The sequence below is a fragment of the Dapis brunnea BLCC-M229 genome, assembly GCF_050015995.1.
GTDB lineage: Bacteria > Cyanobacteriota > Cyanobacteriia > Cyanobacteriales > Microcoleaceae > Trichodesmium.
This window is the reverse complement of the sequence record NZ_JBNHEP010000009.1, coordinates 40,232-62,321: the sequence shown is the minus strand read 5'-3', so window position 1 is coordinate 62,321 and position 22,090 is coordinate 40,232. Positions and strand designations below refer to the sequence as shown.

The window sequence follows — 22,090 nt, the reverse complement described above, 5'->3', positions numbered from 1 at the left end:
TTCGACATATCCATTCTACACAATCAGGCACAACTGAATTACCATATAAAGCATATTGATCCTAAATTTTAGCAACTCGACACCAATTATCAGGAAATCCCATTAAACGAGCATATTCAATATTAGTTAAACGGCGAAATTTATTACCTACTTTATATCTTTCATAATGTCTAGAAGTAGAAGCGGTTAATGTAGAAGTAACGCCATTAATGCCAAATATTGTATAGCCAAGACGCGCTCCTCCTCCTTGGTTATATAATATTTCCACACCATTACAATATCTATTTACAGTTTTGCTCTTTTTAATTCTTTCTAGAGTATCAGAAGTAAAATCAAATTGTGGATTTATTTCTGATTCATCTTGGAGAATATCTTTGAGTTTTTTTCTGGGTTTTATATCGGTCATTAAAGGCAAAGATTGACTATACATTTGATTTTGATAAGCAATACCCCAGTGATAGTTTTTACTACTGACATTCATAATAGGCTGCATATATTTTTCTATTTCGCTATTTTCATTCCAAGGTAAACTGTCAGCATCATTATCTGTTAAAAATACAGAAAACTTTTCTATAGCAGGAATTTTTTGTGTAGATTCAATACAAGTGCCAAAAATAAAAATTCGGTCTCTGTTTTGGGGAATACCAAAATTTATCGGGTTAATGATTCGCCATTCAATAAAATAGTCTAAGGAAGCAAGGGCATTTAAAATTATTCGGAAATGATACCCTTTTTCCATAGTCAAGATTCTTTTGACATTTTCTAATAAAAAATATTTTGGTTTTTGAGCTTGGATTATTTCCACAATTCGTTCAAAAAGTGTTCCCCTGACTCTATCTCTAATTCCCATTTTTTTGCCTGCTTGACTAAATGGTTGACAGGGAAATCCTGCTGTTAAAATATCGTGTTCTGGAATTTATGATAAATTAATTTTATTAATATCGTCTAATACTATTGAGTCACTACCAAAATTACTTTGATAAACTTGAGAAGAAAGTTTGTTAATATCATTAGCCCAAATAGTGTCAATATTTGCAGCTTTCATTCCCAAACGAAAACCACCTATTCCAGCAAATAATTCTATGGCTTTTAGTTTATTAGTTTGAGTCAATTTATTATTTCGTTTAAGTGGAATTTTAGCCAGCAACATCGGTTAACTCTAGAAGGTCTATTAAAAAATTTTGGAGTTGTTTTAATGATGTTACTTCTTTAATAGTTGTTTCGCTGACCCAATCATTATCTTTATCTGCAATACTGGCTGTATTTGTTTGCCCTGGGTTTAAAACACTAACTACTGTAGCAATTAAAGCTTTTTTATCGTCAAAAGGTTTCCATTTGAGAGGTTTAGATTCTCTCTCTTCTTTTGAAAAGTTATCCAGATATGATTTAGCTCTTTCCATATATTCTGGATAAGCTATTTCTCCACATTCACATAGCAAAGTATCTAAAACTCCTTGAGAATTATTATCTGGTAATACATAAATACCTGTTCTGGCAATATTGGAAATATTTTTAGCTACAACGCCTGGTTGATTAGGAAAATTAGGGAAGTAATCCTTAAGTATTTCACGATATTTTTCTACTACTATTTCAGGAGTATTGTTATCAGCATCAACGATAATTCCAAATGCTGTTATATCGGTTTGATATTCAGGATAAATACAGAATGTATCATCTAAATTTTCAGCAAGATTACTACCTCCACCAACATAAATAGCTACGGATAAACTATCATTAAATAGAATAGAAGGCATATTTAATCGCGTGTACAACTTTCCATTTTTTGGATAAGTAGGAATAAACTTTTTCCAGAAATTCTCTAATTTTGATTCCTCTCCCTTAAATTTATTAAAACCTAAAAGTTTTAATAATCTGCTTACTAATGCTTGATCGTGATTACCTTCTACGGCAATAATTGCATATTTTACCATCTTACTTCCAATCCTAAATTTTCTCTAACCCTACCTAGTTTTGCTTGGTCAATTCTAACTGCTTTAGTTTGCATATCTTTTTGATACAAACGATATAAAACTAAGTCATTTGTTGACTCACTAGCAGCCAACATTGCATCGACAGTTTCTAGACTATGGGTAGTAGCAAATAATTGTACATTCATTTTTCTACACCACTTAACTAACCAAGAAAATGAAGGAACTAATGCTTCAGTATGAATGGCTGTTTCTAGTTCATCAATTAGCAAAATACCGCCCTTTAATTTTGCGATAGTTAAAGCTATAAATAGTAACCGACGAACACCATCCCCAAAAGAACTTATAGGGGTAATACCTAATGTTTTATGAATTACATAAAGGCGAGAATTTTTACCTGTGGGGTCGAGAATTTCTAAATCAATAATTTCTGAATCTATCATTGAAATTAATTCAACTACCTCTTTCTTAAAACCTTGAAAAGTTGCACCTGTTAATAGTTTGATTTGCAACTGTTCTATCCTATGAGAAAAAGGAGTAACCGTATCAACTGATAACGAGTTGTCTCTATATTTCTTAAGAGTAGTTAATGGTTTATTTTCCCAGATTTTAAACTTTTTGGATATAGATCGTTCCTTATTTTCATCCTCAATACGCTGAAATGTTGGCTCTGGTGGAGTAAATGTTAGCTTTAAATATGCACCATATCTAATTTCATCATTATCAATATCTATTTCATCAATCAGATTTTTTTGATCATATTCTTCATTATTATTTTCTGTAGTATCCCAGATTTCTTCAAATTCTTCATAAGTTGCTTTTGACTCTACTAAATTAAAATTACCACTACCAGAAACAAAAGTTTCTCCTTGATAAAAATCATCTGGATTATTTTCATTATTTTGAGGAAATAACCACTTAAGAGATTCTAATTTTGATTTGCGGGAAAATTTAATTTCTCTTCGCCAAGCTGTATTTATCCATTCCAAAGGGTCTAAAGGATTGCAGTAAGTGGAAATTGCTTCTAAAACACTTGTTTTGCCTGAATTATTAACACCAACTAATAAATTTATTTGACCTAATTCTTCCAATGTCAAATCTCGTATACCACGGAAACGATGAATAGTTAAATTATCAATATTTCTCATACTTTTATCTATCATCCTCAAAACAAGAAACTAAAAAAAGTATAGAAACCGGGTTTGTATTAAATGCAACCTTATTAATATTTACCTTCCATAAACCCGGTTTCTTCAATAAACCACATAAAAAAAATTATCACCCTGTAGGGACGTTCGCATTTTTGTTATGCAACGTCCCTACTTTATGGTTTGATCAAATGTATAAAAAAGCAGAGAAACCGGGTTGATTAAATACCCCACAATGGTAATATCTATCTTCGAGAAACCCGGTTTCTAAGTTGCGCATCATCTTGCCACAAAAAAACCTAAGATTTCGGTTTAGAAATCGAACTAACGTGTAACTCCTTCAACTGCTTCTTATCAACTTCAGAAGGTGCATTTGTCAACAAACATTTTGCCTGCTGAGTCTTCGGAAACGCAATCACATCCCGAATAGACTCCTCACCCGCTAACAACATGACTAACCGATCTAAACCATAAGCAATACCACCATGGGGAGGTGTACCATATTCAAACGCTTCCAATAAAAAACCAAACTTATTATCAGCTTCCTCATCAGATAAACCGATCGATTCAAACACCTTTTCCTGAACATCCCGTTGATATATCCGCAGACTACCACCACCAATTTCATAACCATTAAACACTAAATCATAAGCTTGCGCTCGTGCAGTCTTCAAGTCATCAATATCATCTGGGTGGGGTGCAGTAAAGGGGTGGTGCAATGCTTCCAAACGTTTTTCGTCCTCATTCCATTCAAACATGGGGAAGTCTGTCACCCATAATAAATTAATTTTATCCTTGTCAATTAATCCCAACTGTTCGCCCACAACTAACCGCAGGCGGTCTAAGGTTTTGTTGACAGTGTTTGTGTCATCCGCAGCAAATAACAGCAAATGACCAGGTTGAGCATTGGTACGTTTGAGCAATTCCTGTTTTTGTTCGTCCGTGAGGTTGTCTTTGATAGCTCCAATAGTATCTATCTTGCCTTTTTCTTTAACGCGAATGTAAGCTAAACCTTTTGCTCCTACTTCACTTGCCTCTTTAAATAAGTCGCCACCAGGTTTAATTCTAACGTTGGAGATGGCATCGTTACCTCCAGGAATAGGCAGAACTTTCACTATCCCACCAGAAGCAACCGCACCAGAAAATACTTTGAAACCAGAATCTTTCACCAAGTCGGAGACATCCACCAATTCTAAACCAAACCGAATATCTGGTTTATCACTACCATAACGTTCCATCGCTTCCGCATAAGTTAATCGAGGGAATGGTAAAGGCAAATCTACACCCTTGACTTTCTCAAAAATGTATGCCACTAACTCCTCATTTAATTGAATAATTTCCTCCTGAGACATGAAACTCATTTCCATATCTAACTGAGTAAATTCAGGTTGTCTATCCGCTCGTAAATCTTCATCCCGGAAACAGCGGGCGATTTGATAATAACGGTCAAAACCAGAAACCATCAACATTTGCTTGAAAAGTTGGGGAGACTGGGGTAAGGCAAACCATTCCCCTGCATGAACGCGACTCGGAACCAGATAATCCCTAGCTCCTTCTGGAGTAGAGCGAGTGAGAATAGGGGTTTCGACTTCAATAAAGTTTTGTTCGTCTTCCAGAAAACGGCGCATTGCTTTAATAACTTCATGGCGCAATAACAAATTGTGAGTCATGCGCTCTCTTCTCAAATCTAAATACCGATATTTGAGCCGCAACTCTTCTCGTACTGCTTCTGTTTCAGCAGTGGAAACTTGAAATGGTAGTTGTTTACCCAAACCATTTAATAGTCGAATATCATCCGCATAAATTTCTATTTCCCCAGTAGGAAGTTTAGGGTTGATAGATTCTTCCGGACGACGACTGACTCTACCTGTTATTTGTACAACATATTCATTCCGAATATCCCCAGCTATTTGATAGGAGTCAGGAGTACGTTCTGGATCGCTCACAATTTGGACAATGCCAGAGCGATCGCGCAAATCTAAAAAAATTACCCCCCCATGATCCCGACGGCGGTCTACCCATCCACAGAGATTAACAGTTTCTCCAATACGATCGCCATTTACTTGTCCACAATAATTAGTTCGCATAATTACCTAATTATAAATTTAGCTAAAAAATAAATTTTATCATTATATTAATAGGATGTCTGTAAATAATTAATAATTTTAGGTTAAATTCGGATTTAGAGCCCTTTTGATGATTAGTAGACCACAAAGTAGGGAGGTTGCATGAAACGTCCCTACAGAGTTATCGTTTTTTTATTGACCTGAAAACTGCTGTAACAAAAAAAGATTGCAATATTTGGCTAGGTGCATTGACTTAATCAAAGAAGTGGAAATTTTAGCTTCTACTGAAATGGAGGGGGGTGAGATTTTAATGGAATGCTCTTGTACTTGTATTAACTACAAAGATTTTGAAACCAAGCAAATTAGGCGTTCTTTTACTTGTCAGTTTCACCCAGAACTACTTTCCGATATCCGAGAAATGGGTAAACGTCCCCCTGCGTCTTACGTGGAGCTAAAAGAAAGCGACGGTATCCGTTTTTTGGCGAGACTGCTCTATGAAAGAATGCAGGAATAGGGAGATAGGGAGTGTGGGGAGTGTGGGGATTTTGTGGGGAGTGACCTGGATATGTTTTTTACCTTCTGAATTAAAAAAATGTGGGGCGTACAGTCTGCTCTCCACATTTATTACTATCAGGACTTACGAAAAATATCTAATTATACACCATCTGTAGGGGCGATTCGCGTTTGCGGAGCATTCCATAGGAAATCGCCCCTACTAAATATGGTGGTTATGCGTAAGTCCTGTTATAGTTGGATTTGATATATGAGTGTCTAGAATAATCATTTTAGCGTTTCCCAGTCTTCTAGAGCTACAGGTTCATAACGAAAGGCAGAAACGACCTACACAGACCAGACAACCCGAAAACCTCTCAGAATGTCGAGTTTTGTGGCTTTATGTCTTGATGAATTATATTATTTTGATGAGCTACCGCTAATGCTTCTGACTAGATACAGCCAGAAATAGACCAAACAAAATCGCAAACAAAGCTACCCAGTCAAATAAGCTTAACTTTTCACCAAATATTCCCCAGGCTGCTATAGCAACTAAAACAGGCTCTAGTAGAAGGGCTAGAGCGACAACCCCTGACGAAAACTTTTTGAGACTATAAGCAAGAAGTCCTTGCCCCAATACTTGGTCAACTAAAGTTAGAGAAATTACAAACAACCACCCATTCACTGAATAGGGAAAAAGTCTATCTTCGGTAAACAGAAATATAGGCAAGCTTAACAGAGATCCTAATCCACAACACCATAGTATTATAGTTGTTGAATTAATCTTAGTTCTCAGTTTTTCTATGGTTAGCAGATACGCAGCTTCCAAAATTGCCGCCAGAAAAGCTGCTATGTCACCTTGAATTTTGTTCGTACCAATTTGTAGATCGTCTAGCCCAATAGCACTTGCACCGACCATTGCAATTATCATCCCCAGTAAGAATTTGTTGTCAAAACGCTGACCCCAGAGCAGCCAAGCTAGGAGGCAAGTAAATATTGGTTTTAAACTACCTAGTACGGTAGAGATGGCGATCGCTGTTTGACTAACAGACCAAGCCCATAAACCTTGGAAAGCAAGATAAAAAGTAGCCATTGCTAGCAATAGCCAAATATCTCGGCTGTCTAATTTTTCTTGTATGGGTTTTTCATTGGTGGGTCGGTTATTTAGGGTATTGACTCCTTTCCAAAACCCAAAGGCAATAGTACCAAATGCCACTCGGTTAAATACTGTTCCGTAGGGGCTGATTTCTGCTTCACACAATCGGATAAATATCGAGCCTGAAGAATAGGCAAGTACACCTGCACATAAAGAGGCGATCGCTAGTAAATTTCTTGTTTTAGAATTATCTTGTTGTGGGATTTCTAGTTGATTGGTCATTTCAGTTATAGCGCTAGGGAATAGGGAATAGCGGTGCGACCCCGCGTCGCCGACAGGCGCAAGGGAACGCGCACCAAGAGAGGGAATAGTAAATTGTCAAAGGGTTTTTCTTATAGGGAAATGCTCCGCAAACAGGATTTAGAAATGTCAAACACCTTAATGCGTAATGCTATATCAGTTATGACTTAGAAGAAAAAATAAATTAATCAGGACTTACACAAAATATTGAATTATACACCAGATGTAGGGGCGAACGGCCGTTTTCGGCTAATATCATGTTCGGTTGAATAGTTATAATTAGGATATAGATGGAAGATATATCTCAAACCACTGAGATTGCTTCCTTCCACTCCGTTCCAGTCGCAATGACTTTATAGTTAGTGTTTATCCGAACATGATATAAGAGCCGACATGAAACGCTTGCGCGACATGAAATGCCCCTACTAGGTATGGTGGTTATGCGTAAGTCCTGTTAATTAGAAATCAGGTCATTACCTAATGTAGAATTTTGGTCTATATTAGTTTTAGTCGGTTGGCTGGATACAGCTAGACATAGACCAAGCAAAATTACAAATAAAGCTACCCAGCCAAATAAACTTAACTTTTCACCAAAGATTACCCAGGCGAATATTGCAGCCAAAACAGGCTCCAAAAGAAGAACTAGAGCTACTAATCCTGACGAAAACTTTTTGAGACTATAAGCAAGAAATACCTGCCCCAATACTTGGCTAACTATAGTTAGAGAAATTACAAATACCCACCCATTTACTGAATAGGGAAAAACTCTATCTTCGGTAAACAGAAATATAGGCAAGCTTAACAAAGTTCCTAATCCACAACACCAGAAAATTATAGTTGTTGGGATAAACTTAGTTCTGAGTTTTTCTATAGTTAGCAGGTACCCAGCTTCCAAAATTCCTGCTAGTAAAGCTGCTGCGTCACCTTGAATCTTGCCAGCACCAATTTCCAGCTCGCCCACTCCCATAGCACCTACACCCCCAATGGCAATTACCATTCCAAGGAGGAATTTGTTGTCAAAACGCTGACCTAAGAGCAGCCAAGCAAAGAGACAGGTAAATATTGGCTTCAAACTAATCAGTAGACAAGACATCGCGACAGTGGTTTGAGTCAGAGACCAAGACCATGAAATTTGGAGAGCAAGATAAAAAATAGTCATTGCCAGCAATAACCATAAATCTTCTGGAGTGATATCTAACTTTTGTTGTGCAGGTTTGTTAGCAGAAAGTCGATGACGCACTGCATTGATTCCATTCCCAAATCCGAAGACAATAGTAGCCAAGAGCAATCTGTCAAAGACAGTCGCTATAGGACTGATTTCCTGTTCACACAGTCGGATAAAGATCGCAGCATTAGCATAAGCGAGTAAACCAGCAAATAAAGAGGCGCTGGCTGCTAGATTTCCTGTTGAAAAAGTATTTTGTTGTGATGCTTCCTGTTGATTGGTCATTTTCTGATTTAGAAGTTTTGACTTGTGGACAAAAGATCAGGACTTAGGCAAAATATTAAGTCATACACCATCTGTAGGGGCGATTCGCGAATCGCCCCTACAATATATGGTGGTTATGCGTAAGTCCTGAAGATCAAAAAACTCCCTCAAATCAGATACTATTGAGGGAGGATATTTTTCTATAAAATAATCAACTTTTTGGCTATAGCTACTACTATTTTTGAATAACAGGAGCAAGAATTGTTTTGTACTGATAATATTTGCAATCTGAAGGAGGATTCACATTGACAATATTAATATCAAACTTAGAAAACTGAGCTTCTTGAAGTAGTGGTATTTGAGTTTTATTAAAAAGCTCGTAATCATCTGGATATTGGCTTTTAAGATTTCCCCAAGAAGTTAAGTTGCAGTAAGTGATAATTCCATTGGGTTTCAGCAGACGATAAGCTTGCTTGAGAAATCGAAATTGGTGTGTATGCAAATCTTCTTCAGAAGTAGGATAAGTGTCATAAAGAATCCCATCGAAACTAGCATCAGGTAGAGTAGGGATAACATCTTCCCACATTCCAAATAAAGGAGTAACTTTTTGAGCTGCTGTCTTTTGAAATTCTAAGAGGCGTTTGAATACTCCCTCATTAGCCTCAATTATTGTATGCTCAAGTATGGGGAAACTTTGAATAAAGGAGGCTGAAATTCCCATACCAAAACCTACTTCTAGAACTCGACCACCATTTTTAGTGGCAATAGAGGCAAGTTCTTTCATGTATGGTTCTTCCCAACGCTCCATAACAGGATGCCCCAAGATAGTCAGTTTCGTATCTTCTTCGGAATATTCAGCAGATGCTGTATCCCAGTTTGATTTGCTGTTCCCTTGAGGGATGTATCCTTTGAGTGACTCATTCATAACTAAAAAATATCAGAACTTAAGCTACTAAAGACCAAGAAAACTATAGCACTACAAAAAAGTGTTAAAAAAACCACTTTAGCTAAGTGCTAATAGCTATAAATTTACCGAAAAATCAAGGTTGAAAGTCTCTCCTTTCAAGGAGACAAAAGAAAAAAAAAATTCCTTTTAACCAATCTTCTTCTTTTTAAGAAGAGGTATAGTAATCAGGAATGAGATGTGAGAAACCCCTACGATAAAATATTACAAATTCTCACAAATGACAACTGATTGCTAAATTATTAATTATTAATTATTAATTATTAATTATTGAAAGCCCTATTTCCTAATCAGTTGGTTCGGCAAACCCATAAGATTCTAGTTGACTGTTGCGCCTGACATCGCAAGTAACACAGTGAAATGAACCACCAAAAGTATAGACATGACGGAAATCAACAGGAATTACTTTAAAGCCTAAATCTTTGAATAGCTTATGGATGGGTTCTTCTTGCCTTTCTACAATAATCCTTTCTGGATCTAAAATCAGAATATTCATACACAGCCATTTACTGGACATATAAAGTGGCCAGTCATCGGGGAGAGTAGGTTGAGTTGCTTCGACAACATCCCATCCAGCTTTCTTGAAAATATCAATTTGTTTGCAAGGTCTGTCAGGATTGGTTAAAACTAATCCTGGCTTAAGAGGAACAAAGGTTGCATCTATGTGCATGGGATTCGGGTCTTTAAACTGAATTGTGTGGACTCGGAAGCGATCGCCCAAATTTCTTTTCAACCAAGTAATGCCTAATTGATTTGTGACTTGACTCCTCTGAACAAATAAATCCCGTCCACAACGCATAATATCAGCAGCATCAAAGCAAGGCTCAAATTCAGTTGTGACAAATGTTCCTTTTTCTGCTAGAGCGTGTCTATCTTCGACAGTATAGATAGGATAGTCAAAGTCATACAGTTCGTCAGCCATCAACGGTTTAGGAGCAGTTGTCCATTTTGCACCCTGCATCAGATACTCTTTCATCAAGGACCTGTAAGCTCGGTATTCAAAAAACCGCGATCGCCAAGCCATTGGTGCTTCAATTATTTCATTGCCAATTACAATTAGTATGTCCCGTGGCATTGCTGCATACAGACCTGTGGCCTCAAAATCTGGTGTTTTATAAGACTGAGAAAAATCAATAATATCGGGTCGCCTAACAGTGACGCCTTCCCCCTCTAGAACTCGACAAAATTCATCCAACTCTTTTGAGGCAGGTTCAACTAATTCTTGAGGATATGGAAGACTGCCATATTTTTGGAAAAACCACCAGTTTTTAGGATATGTATTTGCTTTGACAATAGCATCAAATTGTGGTACACTAGCCCCTTCTACACGCCCTACAATAATTTCTTGTAGGGCGTCCCACTCGTTGTGGCTATTCACAATTGGAATAGATTCTGTATTTTTCATGTTTTCTCTGGACTCAATCGAATCTATTCAATCAGGAATTACCCAAAATATCAAGTCATATCATGTCCGGTAGCATCGGTATTGTAAGCGGGAAGTTCAACAATTAATAATTAATAATTAATAGACCTCTCCAGAAAAGAAGGAGTAGGGACTAGGGGAAAATAATTGATGGTTTCTATACGATAATTGATTTTATTTTTTATTATTGGAGATGTCTAATAATTAGGGTTTGCTGATTAAATATCAAATCCTTTTTAGGTAAAAGTTTCAGCCTTTTTAGGTCTTGAAAAAATCCCAGCTTTTAGGTCTGTGCGGTTCAAAAATTTAGTATTTTGGGCAGACGAAAGACAGAAAAATTGAGGAACAATTCTTACTCCTAACTCCTCTAATATAGAATCCGGATAATTACTATAGCCAAGTCATTGCGACTGGAACGGAGTGGAAGGAAGCAATCTCCGCGCATCCCTGAGATTGCTTCGCTGCCGCTCGCAATGACGACTATTCAACCGGATTTTATATAAATTCCTATTTCTCCTGACTCCTGACTCCTGACTCCTAACTCCTACCCCTAACACAAGACTTTTTCAGCAAACCCTAATTAATAATTACCTCTCCTTGAAAAGGAGAGGATTGACTAATCATGAAAATTTTTTCTTCTCAAGGGGAGATTGGATATGGCGAGGTCTCCTCGCCATCCCATCCTGACGGAATGCTCCGCTTTCCGACCGCTTGTTTCTCCTTGCTCAAAGGAAGAAGGAAGAAGTAAGAAGGAAGAAGCTTTAAGAGAAGCAAAAACCTTAAAGATGGTAGATATTTCCCCAGCTTTTACACAAACAATACCAATGGAGATGATATCATACACCATCTGTAGGAGTCAACGGTCGTTTTGCTCCACAAGATGGAACACCCCTACTAGATACGGTGGTTCTGTGTAAGTCCTATTAATTCATCAAAAATCTACACTAATAAACTGTGATTCTGGTAAAGCTGCAATTTCTGCCGAGTTTGTGTTCAACACATATCCTAATAATTGATTTGTGCTACCAATTCTAATAGCAGTAGCTTCTAAAATACCATCACTATTCGGGTCTAAATCCTGTACTGAAATACCTGCCTTAGCTAACAGTGCAAGTTCATCATCTAAGAATGGTAAAATTAGATTTGTATTAATACCAAACTCAGTTAAACTGTTAAAATCTTCAAATATTAAATCAGCTTTTGTCACCCCTCCTGTTAATCCAATAATATCTTCAGCAGAGTTAAAATCAGTAATAATGGCATTAGGCAATTCAATACTACTGGGAATTACTGGAAGTATAGAACTAATAGCACTTAAATCTTGTGTTACTCCTGCTAAATCAGTTCTCAAAACATAGACATCACTTCCCAAACCACCCTGATAAATACCAACACCAGCATCACCAATAAGAGTATCATTACCTGAACCACCAACTAATAGATCGGTACCTTTACCCCCAAATAATATATCATCACCTGAACCACCATCAAGAAAATCTGTATCTTTATTACCAAACAAGCTATCATTACCATCATTGCCTAACAGATCGTCTTCTCCTCTACCTCCAAATATTAAGTCATTTACAGATGAACCATTAATGTTATCATCACCACTAAGAGCTAATACTCCTCCAGGAAAATCATTAGCTTGTTGTACTGTGATAATTTCATTATCATCACCATCTGTTCCTAATAAACGAGCAAGGGGTTGTGAAAAGTCTGGGGTAAGTACCATAATTAATTTGTCTCTTAATGTGCTAAGTTTTTTTTGCCTATCCATTTCTATGGAATTTGGCGTGTAATACCGTTTCACTGAAGTCAAAAGTCAACCCACCCCTAACCCCTCCCAGGAGGGGAAGTAGGTGCGAATGGCCATTCGCCCGTACAAAAGTCAAAAGTCAGATTTTATAAGATTTTATAGGCTCAAAACTTTGACACTACAGTAATTTCAGGAAATTATTTCACATTTAAAGTTGAAAACTATTTGTGACATCTCTAAAGTGAATTGGTATAACTTAAAATTGATATTTAAACTTATGTCTATTATACTCGCTAAAAATTTAAGCAAAGTCTATCCAGTAGCTATCAAAGAACCTGGAATTAAAGGAACATTGCGTCATTTTATCCGTCGCAACTACCAATATGTTAAGGCAGTTGAAAATATTTCCTTTGAAATAGACCCAGGAGAAATAGTAGGATTTCTTGGACCTAACGGTGCCGGTAAAACTACTACCCTGAAAATGCTGACAGGTTTAATTCATCCGTCTAATGGCGTAGTTAAGGTTGCAAATAATATACCTTTTGACCGCAAGAGAGCATTTTTACAGCAAATTACTTTAGTCATGGGGCAAAAACAACAGTTAATATGGGATTTACCTGTGTTAGACTCGCTGAAAATTAATGCTGCTGTTTATGATGTTTCTGACGAAGAATATTACAGACGGTTGATGGAGTTAACAGAGATGTTGTCTCTAGAGGGTAAATTGAAGCAACCAGTTAGGAAATTATCTCTGGGGGAACGGATGAAGGCAGAATTGATGGCAGCGTTGTTGCATCGACCGCAGGTTTTGTTTTTGGATGAACCAACTTTAGGTTTAGATGTTAACGCTCAAGCAGCAGTGCGGGAATTTTTGCGGGAATATAATCAACGTTATCAGGCAACTGTGTTGTTGACGAGTCATTATATGGCTGATATTACTGCTTTGTGTAAGCGGGTGTTGTTGATATATCAAGGTCAGTTAATTTATGATGGCAGTTTAGATGGTTTACTCGATCGCTTTGCTCCTTATCGGGAGGTGCAAATAGAATTAGTTAATCCCCTGCCTCCAGATGTGGATAAATTTCAGCAACTTTTATCTAATTATGGGGAGGTGGAAACATTAGAAGGTCAGGTAGTACGTTTATTGGTGCGCCGGGAAAAATTAACGCAAACCGTAGCTCAGATTTTGGCAGAATTAGAGGTGCAAGATTTGACGGTGACTGACCCACCTATTGAGGAGGTTATTGGTAGAGTTTTTCGGTCAGGGAAAATTGAAGTCAGAAGTTAAAAGTTAGAAGTGATATGAAATCCGGTTAAACAGTTGTCATTGCGACGATAGGAAGCAATCTCAGAAGTCTAGGAGATTGCTTCCTTCCACTCCGTTCCAGTCGCAATGACTTGACAGTAACTAATTACCCGGATTCTATATGATGTATTATAATTTATATTATTTTTAATTCAGCAGAATATTTATCTAGAGAAAATTCTGCGTTTCAAGTCTCCTGAATTAGCTAGAACTACTGATAACTAATAACTGAAATGACTAATATTCTCCCAGAAATTAAACCTTATAAACGTGACACTTGGAAACCCATAACTATTGAAGGAGATGGTGTTTTAACTGCTTCTAAATTTGCTGGTAAACCTTGGTTAGCAAAAGATGAACAATGGCCGAAATGTCCTCATTGTAAAAATCCTTTACAATTCTTTCTTCAGCTAAACTTAAATCAATTACCAGAAGCATTACAAAATGAATTTGGCAGTGGAATTTTACAAATGTTTTATTGTACCAATGTAGATACGCTATGTGATGTGGATTATGAAGGATGGGAGGCATTTTCAGATGTTCATTTTATCAGGATTATTCAGCCAGAAGGAGAAGCACAAAATGTAAAAATTCCCAAAATGGAAGATTTTTTTCCACCTAAATTAATTGTCGATTGGCAACAATTAGAAGATTATCCTAACTATGATGAAGCTGCAGAATTTGGTATAAAATTAGATGATGAATTATATGAGGATAATTTCCCAATTCAAGGAGATAAATTAGCTGGCTGGCCTTTGTGGGTTCAGGGAATAGAATATCCCAACTGTCCGATTTGTGGTGAAACAATGAGATTAGTTTTTCAGGTTGATTCTGAGGATAATTTACCTTTTATGTTTGGAGATGTTGGTTGTGGTCATATTACTCAGTGCAAACATCATAAAAATCAAGTAGCATTTGCTTGGGCTTGTGGCTAATATAGTATTAGTTATAATTAAAGCTTGTAGTAGGGCTTTAGCCCGAACTGTAGATAGGGCTTTAGTCCTACTACAAACAAAAACTTTTTTATCACTTATTATCCAGACATCATATTACTAGCGGGCAAGATAACCGCACTGGAAAAATGAAAAAAATTATCAAAACTGCAAAAGTTTTTCTTTCTACTTACTACGCCTATATGCTGGAATATAGAGCCGAATTATTCTTATGGGTATTGTCATCTTCTTTACCTTTTATTATGATGGGAATTTGGACAGAAGCTGCAGTAAAAGGTGATTTTGCATTAGATAAATTACAGTTTTCTCGTTATTTCTTAGCAGTATTTATTGTCCGAGCTATAACTCCTGTTTGGGTAATTTTTGATTTTGAAGATGAAGTAGTTGAAGGAAAATTATCTCCTAAATTATTACAACCGATAGATCCAGTCTGGCATCATGTAGCAGGTCATATTTCAGAAAGATTTGCTAGAGGACTTTTTGTTTTAGGTTTAGTATTATTATTTTTTGTTTTCTATCCCCAGGCATTTTGGTTGCCTAATTTTGGTGATTTTTTGTTATTTTTAATCGTAGTATTAATGGCGTTTGTCTTGCGATTTTTAATTCAATATACATTGGCTATGTGTGCATTTTGGACTGAAAGAGTTAGGGCGATCGAGCAACTTTGGTTATTACCTTATATGTTTTTATCAGGAATAACTGCCCCACTAGAAGTATTTCCAGAAATGGTGTTGAAAATAGTATTGTGGACTCCCCTTCCTTATCTAGTTCATTTTCCTGTTTCTTTGTTAGTAGGGTTACCTGTTGATGTTGGGCGTGGGTTATTAATGATGTTTGTTTGGAGTGTCATATTTTTTGGGTTAAACCGTTGGTTATGGCGACTGGGGTTAAAGCAATATTCCGGGATGGGAGCCTAATCAGTTGTCAGTTATCAGCAAAATTTTTAGGGTGCGTTAGACAGCTAAAATTTAGACTGTGAAAGGTATTTAGGAATCTGTCGTAATGGACCTGTCAGTTCACTAGGCTAACTATATTATTGTTTGATTCTATCTTTCCCCATAAATACCACAATGTTTTCTTTGGTTGAATAAAAAGTCATGCGTAGGTACGAGCAACACCCAATAGTTACATACTACCATGAATTTTTTTCCAATGCAAGGAGAAATTCCTTTCGTCGCCGATTTTTTGGGGAAGCTCCACAGAATGAAACCTCTCCCCCGACCGCTCTCCTACAAGGAGAGGGGAGAAACTCTTGCTCCCCCTTCCCTCGCAGGGAAGGGGGTTGGGGGGTTAGATCATATAATCATCCGTGCATCAGTGGCAAAATCCTTGTCTTTCCCTGACTTCTCCGCTCACACGGATTATGGCACGGATATACGGATTAATTCGCGGGAGGGAAGAGAAAAGAAAAAGAGGGAAAAGAGGAAAAGAATAAAGGGGAAGAATCCTAGGAACGAGAGACCGAAACGACCGACACAGGCGATACAATCCTAAAACCCCTATTGTAGTTGAAGTCCTCGGCATAGATGTCGTTACGCCAGGCGCAACGGCAAACCCAAGAATCGTTGCCCCAGCAACCGCCACGGAGCACTCTTGTATTACTATCACCTCCAGTTTCCCAAGCACTTCCATATGTTGGCGCTCTGTTGTAGTTACTGTGCCAAACATCCTGACACCATTCGTAGACATTACCATGCATATCGTACAAACCAAAAGCATTGGGAGGAAAAATTCCCACATCTGTTGTTTCTTTTCGATATATTCCTTTCGGTGCATTTCCATAAGGATAGTCACTAGCATTATAGTTAACCAACTCAGACGTTATAGTTTTGCCAAAATAAAATGGTCTTGTTGTTCCTGCTCTACAAGCATATTCCCACTGACTCTCACTGGGTAAACTATATTAGACATCTCCGGAAAAGAGGGAACAGGGAACACTTAACTGGGAACAGGAAGAAAGAATAGATAATTTCTGGATGAGAATTGATTTGATTTTTAATTTTCACCAGATGTCTATTTTTTACCTGTTATTTGTGAGAGTTTCTGACAAAACTTTGTCGCGTCCTTCCAACTTACTGTTTCTACAGAACGGTTTGCACCTTTAAACCTAGAAGGATTATTTTTATTTTTTTTATTTCCCACGATCGCCTGCCAAAAATTATTTTTTCCCATAACTGCTTCCCACTGTGCTTGAGTTACTGGATACTTTCCCATGAAAAATTCGGGTACATCTAAGTAGGTATCTCCAAAACCTCCACTTCCGAGAGAGTCAATAATTTTGTAGTGATTTCTCAGGATTTTTCCAGACTGCATAATTTTTTCAGTTATCAGACTGCCTAGCAGGAAAATAGGTTTTTTTGGCCGAATTTATTTGAGTATATCTGAGCCCACCTTTCCCATTATACTTATAATACCATGTCAATTTTTTTTGTCAACAACCTTTTTTCAGTTATTAGTTAGCAGTGGGAGCATCTTGCTCCCGTCCTCCCCATTCCTTGCTCCCGTACTGAAAACCTCTCCCCCGATCCCTCTCCTACGAGGAGAGGGGAGCAAGAATTTCTCCCCCTTCCCTTGCAGGGAAGGGGTTTGGGGGGTTAGGTCTTTTCAATCTAACCTCAACTATCCACACCCTCAATAGGTGCAAAACCTTGCCGCTGAACATTCTCTGTTATCGTACGCGGTTCCAAAAATTGCAGTAAATAATCCGGACCTCCTGCTTTTGAACCTACACCAGACAACTTAAACCCACCAAACGGTTGTCGGGAAACGATCGCTCCGGTAATTCCACGATTAATATATAAATTTCCCACTTCAAATTCTGCTTTTGCTTGTTCAATGTGAGAAGGAGTACGGGAATACAACCCACCAGTCAAAGCAAAATTTGTTCCATTAGCAATTTCCAACGCTTCAGTAAAATTCTGCGCTTTCATTACTGCCAATACCGGACCAAATATTTCTTCCTGAGCAATAGTCCCACTTGGCGACACATTCTTAAACACCACCGGACCGACAAAATAACCATCCTCTGGCGCACTCATTTCAATAGCAACTTCCGCCTCCTGCTTACCTTTAGCAATATATTCCTTAATCCGCTTTTGCGCCTTATCATCAATTACCGGACCTACTTGCGTACTTGGTTTCTCCGCATCTCCTATATTTAGCGATCGGGTAGCTTCTACTAAACGATTCACAAAAGCATCATAAATTGGTGCTGACACTACAACCCTGGAACAAGCAGAACATTTCTGTCCGCTATATCCAAAAGCAGAATAGACAACACCAGCAACCGCTTGGTCAAGGTCTGCACTTTCATCCACAATAATCGCATTTTTACCACCCATTTCAGCAATAACTCGCTTCAGATGTTTTTGCCCTGGTCGCAAAATTGCAGCTTGAGCATAGATATGACAACCAACCTCCTGGGAACCAGTAAAAGTAATACTATTAACATCCGGGTGCTTCACCATAAGATCGCCAACAGTCGAACCCTTACCCGGAACAAATTGAAATACTCCTTTTGGAAAACCTGCTTCCACCAAAATTTCAGCAATTTTAGAGGCAATAACTGATGAGACCTCCGCAGGTTTCAACAAGGTGCAGTTACCAGTCACCAAAGATGAAACCGTCATTCCAGTAGGAATAGCTAGAGGAAAATTCCAAGGAGAAATTACCAAAGAAATACCACGGGGTTGATAATAATAACGGTCAGTTTCTCCAGCGACATCATATTTATAACCCCCATCTAACCGTTCCATTTCATCAGCATAATAACGACAAAAATCTATAGCTTCAGAAACTTCGGCATTACATTGGTTCAGAGGTTTGCCAACTTCTAAAACCATCCATGCTGCCAGTTTGTGGCGACGTTTTTCCATTAAGTCGGCAGCTTTGCGCAATATCCCTGTCCGTTCCCGAACTGGTGTTTTTTTCCAACTCGGAAATGCTGCTTTTGCTGCTTGAATTGCCTCCTCTGCTTGTTCGACGGATATTAAACCAATTTTTCCAATAACCTCTTTGGGATTTGATGGGTTAACAGAATCAACTATTTGTGTAGTGTTTGTATATTCACCGTTGATAATTGGCAGATATGTTTTTCCTAACTGTAGTCGCGCTTGACCAATAGCATCCAGAGCTTGTTGCCGTTGTTTAGCATTGGCGTAGTCGCTATCCGCAGCATTAGGGAAAACTGGTTTAACGATATCGTGAATAGTAGTTTTGCCATTAGTGCTTGGTGCTGCCAATAATTCTTCTAAAGGTCGGTTTTCTGAACTTTGTCTGAGGAATGAACTGTTGGCAGTATTTTCCAAGAGGCGACGAATTAAATATGACATTCCTGGTAATAGGTCGCCGTAGGGACAATAAACTCGGACGCGATAACCTTTATCAACTAACGCTTTTGCTATTTGGTCGCCCATACCATAGAGAACTTGCATCTCGAAACAACGGCGAGGAACTTTTAGAGTTTCAGCAATGGCGATCGCTCTTGCCTGAGACCGAACGTTATGACTACCGATGGCCGAGTAAATATATTGATGATTTTCTAGCATCATCTGAGTCAGCTTTTCAAAGTTGGCATCGGTTTCAGGTTTATCGTTAAATACTGGTTGTGGCCAGTCGTGTTGTAAAGCTGTGATAGTTTCCTGATCCCAATAAGCTCCTTTAACGAGTCGAATGGTAACGGGGCGACCTCGAATTTTTGCCCAGTCAATAATACCTTGCACATCTTTTTCGCTATCCCGCAAATATGCTTGAATTGTTACGCCGATGTCGGTGCGGTTGCGGAATTCTTCTTCCATCAACAATTCTTTGAGAATAGCAATGGTCAGGTCTTTGTAGGTGTATTGTTCCATGTCAAAGTGAACTGCTACACCGAGTTCTTTGGCGCGTCTGAGTAGAGTACGGATGCGCTCGCTCACTCTTTGCTGACTACCTTTAACATCAAGGGGGTCAAACTGGGAATAAAATGCTGTAAGTTTTACGGATACTTGTACTCGTGGTAGTTGTTCTCCTTCTGCTTCGTCTATTTGGGGAACTGATGACCACTTGTTAGCAGCTTGGGAGAGTTGAGTCATCAGTTCGAGATAACGGTCTAAATATGACTGTGCTTCAGTTTCAGTGATAACTGCTTCCCCAAGCAAGTCTACAGTAAAGCACATTTTTTCTTTCCGTAGTTTTTCTAGGGTTTTGATAATTTGTTTGACATTTTCCCCAGCAATGTATTTATGAGCAAGGGTTTCGACTGCGGGTGCAACGGTAGTAGCTGCTAGTTGACCAGGAACGGAGTCTGGGTTAGCAAAATTGAGAAGTTTTTTCAGAGCTTCTGGGAGTTCGACTTCTTCAGTAGTCAGATATTCTTGAAGGTGAGCAGCTATTTCTGGTTTACTGCGTAATGCTGGCAAACAGTCAATAAAACGAAATAGTTGTACCCGCAAACCAGGACTTGCCATTGCCCAGTCAAGGAGTTTATCATCCCACCGCATTTGATTTTGTAATTGACCTAAGAAAGAACGATTTTTTTCTTGAGTTGCTGTCAAGATTTGTTTGGCTATTTCTTGGGTCTTGGTTTCGTAGTTGCTATCTGATATTTGTGCGACCATTTTTTTTTAAAGTATAGTTAAATTAATTGGGATTGTGTATCGGATTAATTTAGGTAGTTTCCACTAAAATATATTTAAAATTTAGTGTTTTTCCGATATTGTTTCCGGTACTTTCAGTCCAATATGTTGTTGTATTTCAATTCTACTTTAAAAAATATTCTGTGACCATACTTTTACTTTGTTGATTAACAGAAATTAATCAATTGTGCTATTTATCCTATTAGATATCTCCGAATAAATATATAAACTTTTTGTACAAGCAAGCAACAGGGAAAAGATAATATCATTTTGAAAAAAGAATCTTACAAATAATTTGGTCAACTAAAATGGTTGAAGTCAGAAAGTAAAAAATGATAATAAGAAGGTCAATCTAGCTGACTACTGACTATTGACTACTAGAAACAGTCCAAATATTTGTAGGCAATATTTATCACGCTTGGTATAAGAGATTTTTAGGGTGACTTTTTGTCTCTAATCTTATGTGGTTTGGGAAAAGAGTTATTTATTTTTTGGGAAATGTCTCATAGCTGAATCTAAGGATTTCCAGAATAGTGATACTAATTAACTTAAAAAATTTCATAAATAGTTGGTAACTGATAAAGTAAAATAATAAGCTGAAATTACTGTAAAATTGAGGTATTATATAGAATCAGGTTGAAAAGTCGTCCGCAGCGACGATAGGAAGCAATCTCCGTGCGCCACTCAGATTGCTTCCTTTCACTCCGTTCCAGTCGCTGCGGACTATGGTATAGTAATTATCCGGATTTGAATTAAATCCCTAAAATATTATTTATGATTTCTGAGTTTAGTGAAACTGTATGAGATAGGTTTACTAGAAATTCCCTGGAAATTAGTAGTAATTATCTGATTAAATTCTCTGAGGAATTAAAATTCTAGAGAAATTACTAAAGGTTATATAAAATATAGATAAATAGATTTTTGATAAGCGATCGCCCTTTTTGATTTCAAAATCTGGCGTTGCTGATTTTAGGTATCAAACTACATTCGTAAGATAAGTTAAGAGTTCATTCCTATTTCCTACCCTTTAATTAGGAAAAAAATCCTTTCTACCTCGTGAGTTTTGACTTCTGAATTTTAGAGAATATTTATCAAATAGACATCTCCAGAAAAGAGGGAACAGGGAACACTTAACTGGGAATAGGGAACCCACCCCTAACCCCTCCCAGGAGGGGAGTAATTGATGATTTATGGATAATAATTGACTTTAATTTTTATTTTTGGAGATGTCTAATAAGTCAAATAAGTATTAATAGATGATGGAAATACATTCATATAAAAGTGGGAATAAGTCTAGGGATTGAAATAAATATGACAGAGTAGTATATCGCTATTGAGACTTTATCAGTTATGTTGACACCCTAGGAAGTATGTTGTGTTTTCATAGGACTCCCCCTATTCCCTCTTATCTAAATACAACAATTTGATTCAACATAATTGACAAAATTTGCCTCCTACTAAATCCTAATGGTAACTGATACAAATTCACCATTAATATAGATGAATGCCGAGCAAAATATATAAAACATCGGCCTGATTTTAGTTGCTGGTGAGTATCCCCAACTATAAATTTATAGAAGCCCTAAGTGTATCTCTGCAAAGCTGCGGGTT

14 protein-coding genes and 3 pseudogenes are annotated in these 22,090 nt (G+C 37.6%); 5 read left to right on the top strand and 12 right to left on the bottom strand.

All coding sequences use genetic code 11. The features are described 5' to 3' along the window. Positions 1–61: 61 nt before the first annotated feature. The 4 genes and pseudogenes from ACP6PM_RS01180 to aspS form a co-directional block, all read right to left on the bottom strand. A pseudogene (locus ACP6PM_RS01180) lies at positions 62–1,111 on the bottom strand (DNA cytosine methyltransferase). A gap of 25 nt (positions 1,112–1,136) precedes the next feature. Further along, on the bottom strand, positions 1,137–1,931 hold the full coding sequence (locus tag ACP6PM_RS01175) for a DUF3226 domain-containing protein (RefSeq protein WP_426581071.1): 795 nt from the start codon (positions 1,929–1,931) through the stop codon (positions 1,137–1,139). Further along, positions 1,925–3,076 (bottom strand): AAA family ATPase, encoded by a 1,152-nt coding sequence (locus ACP6PM_RS01170; RefSeq protein WP_426581069.1) that lies wholly within the window; start codon positions 3,074–3,076, stop codon positions 1,925–1,927. The genes ACP6PM_RS01175 and ACP6PM_RS01170 overlap by 7 nt, the downstream gene beginning before the upstream one ends. Positions 3,077–3,375: 299 nt before the next feature. Beyond that, positions 3,376–5,163: an aspartate--tRNA ligase gene (gene aspS / locus ACP6PM_RS01165; protein ID WP_426581067.1), complete on the bottom strand. Its 1,788-nt coding sequence runs from the start codon at positions 5,161–5,163 to the stop codon at positions 3,376–3,378. A 214-nt stretch (positions 5,164–5,377) separates the two neighbouring features. Here aspS and ACP6PM_RS01160 point away from each other — a divergent pair, with 214 nt between their 5' ends. After that, positions 5,378–5,656, top strand: a complete 279-nt coding sequence (locus ACP6PM_RS01160; protein ID WP_426581065.1) for a hypothetical protein — start codon at positions 5,378–5,380, stop codon at positions 5,654–5,656. 417 nt (positions 5,657–6,073) lie between these two features. Here the strand turns inward: ACP6PM_RS01160 and ACP6PM_RS01155 are convergent, their stop codons facing one another. The 4 genes from ACP6PM_RS01155 to ACP6PM_RS01140 all read right to left on the bottom strand — a co-directional run bounded on the left by ACP6PM_RS01155 (position 6,074) and on the right by ACP6PM_RS01140 (position 10,828). Then, positions 6,074–7,012, bottom strand: coding sequence for a DMT family transporter (locus ACP6PM_RS01155; RefSeq protein WP_426581063.1), 939 nt, complete (start codon positions 7,010–7,012; stop codon positions 6,074–6,076). A 472-nt stretch (positions 7,013–7,484) separates the two neighbouring features. Then, positions 7,485–8,480: a DMT family transporter gene (locus ACP6PM_RS01150; protein ID WP_426581062.1), complete on the bottom strand. Its 996-nt coding sequence runs from the start codon at positions 8,478–8,480 to the stop codon at positions 7,485–7,487. A gap of 214 nt (positions 8,481–8,694) precedes the next feature. Beyond that, on the bottom strand, positions 8,695–9,384 hold the full coding sequence (locus ACP6PM_RS01145; protein ID WP_426581060.1) for a class I SAM-dependent methyltransferase: 690 nt from the start codon (positions 9,382–9,384) through the stop codon (positions 8,695–8,697). 325 nt (positions 9,385–9,709) lie between these two features. After that, a complete protein-coding gene (locus tag ACP6PM_RS01140) occupies positions 9,710–10,828 on the bottom strand; it encodes a hypothetical protein (RefSeq protein ID WP_426581058.1) in 1,119 nt (372 codons plus the stop codon). A gap of 674 nt (positions 10,829–11,502) precedes the next feature. Here ACP6PM_RS01140 and ACP6PM_RS01135 point away from each other — a divergent pair. Beyond that, a complete protein-coding gene (locus ACP6PM_RS01135; protein WP_426581056.1) occupies positions 11,503–11,763 on the top strand; it encodes a hypothetical protein in 261 nt (86 codons plus the stop codon). Between the two features lie 14 nt (positions 11,764–11,777). On the opposite strand, the gene ACP6PM_RS01130 is transcribed toward ACP6PM_RS01135, so the two are convergent. Further along, positions 11,778–12,626: a calcium-binding protein gene (locus ACP6PM_RS01130; RefSeq protein ID WP_426581054.1), complete on the bottom strand. Its 849-nt coding sequence runs from the start codon at positions 12,624–12,626 to the stop codon at positions 11,778–11,780. A 256-nt stretch (positions 12,627–12,882) separates the two neighbouring features. On the opposite strand from ACP6PM_RS01130, the gene ACP6PM_RS01125 reads away from it, so the two are divergent. The 3 genes from ACP6PM_RS01125 to ACP6PM_RS01115 all read left to right on the top strand — a co-directional run bounded on the left by ACP6PM_RS01125 (position 12,883) and on the right by ACP6PM_RS01115 (position 15,781). Next, positions 12,883–13,893: an ABC transporter ATP-binding protein gene (locus ACP6PM_RS01125; RefSeq protein WP_426581052.1), complete on the top strand. Its 1,011-nt coding sequence runs from the start codon at positions 12,883–12,885 to the stop codon at positions 13,891–13,893. 251 nt (positions 13,894–14,144) lie between these two features. Continuing rightward, the gene (locus ACP6PM_RS01120) at positions 14,145–14,846 is read left to right on the top strand and encodes a DUF1963 domain-containing protein (RefSeq protein WP_426581050.1); all 702 of its coding nucleotides are present in this window, start codon (positions 14,145–14,147) and stop codon (positions 14,844–14,846) included. A gap of 146 nt (positions 14,847–14,992) precedes the next feature. Beyond that, a complete protein-coding gene (locus ACP6PM_RS01115; RefSeq protein ID WP_426581048.1) occupies positions 14,993–15,781 on the top strand; it encodes an ABC transporter permease in 789 nt (262 codons plus the stop codon). 530 nt (positions 15,782–16,311) lie between these two features. Here ACP6PM_RS01115 and ACP6PM_RS01110 read toward each other — a convergent pair. The 3 genes and pseudogenes from ACP6PM_RS01110 to pruA form a co-directional block, all read right to left on the bottom strand. Next, positions 16,312–16,767, bottom strand: a pseudogene (locus tag ACP6PM_RS01110) (formylglycine-generating enzyme family protein); the annotation flags it as partial. 113 nt (positions 16,768–16,880) lie between these two features. Then, a pseudogene (locus ACP6PM_RS01105) lies at positions 16,881–17,102 on the bottom strand (formylglycine-generating enzyme family protein); the annotation flags it as partial. A gap of 377 nt (positions 17,103–17,479) precedes the next feature. After that, a complete protein-coding gene (gene pruA / locus ACP6PM_RS01100; RefSeq protein WP_426581046.1) occupies positions 17,480–20,461 on the bottom strand; it encodes an L-glutamate gamma-semialdehyde dehydrogenase in 2,982 nt (993 codons plus the stop codon). Positions 20,462–22,090: the final 1,629 nt, after the last annotated feature.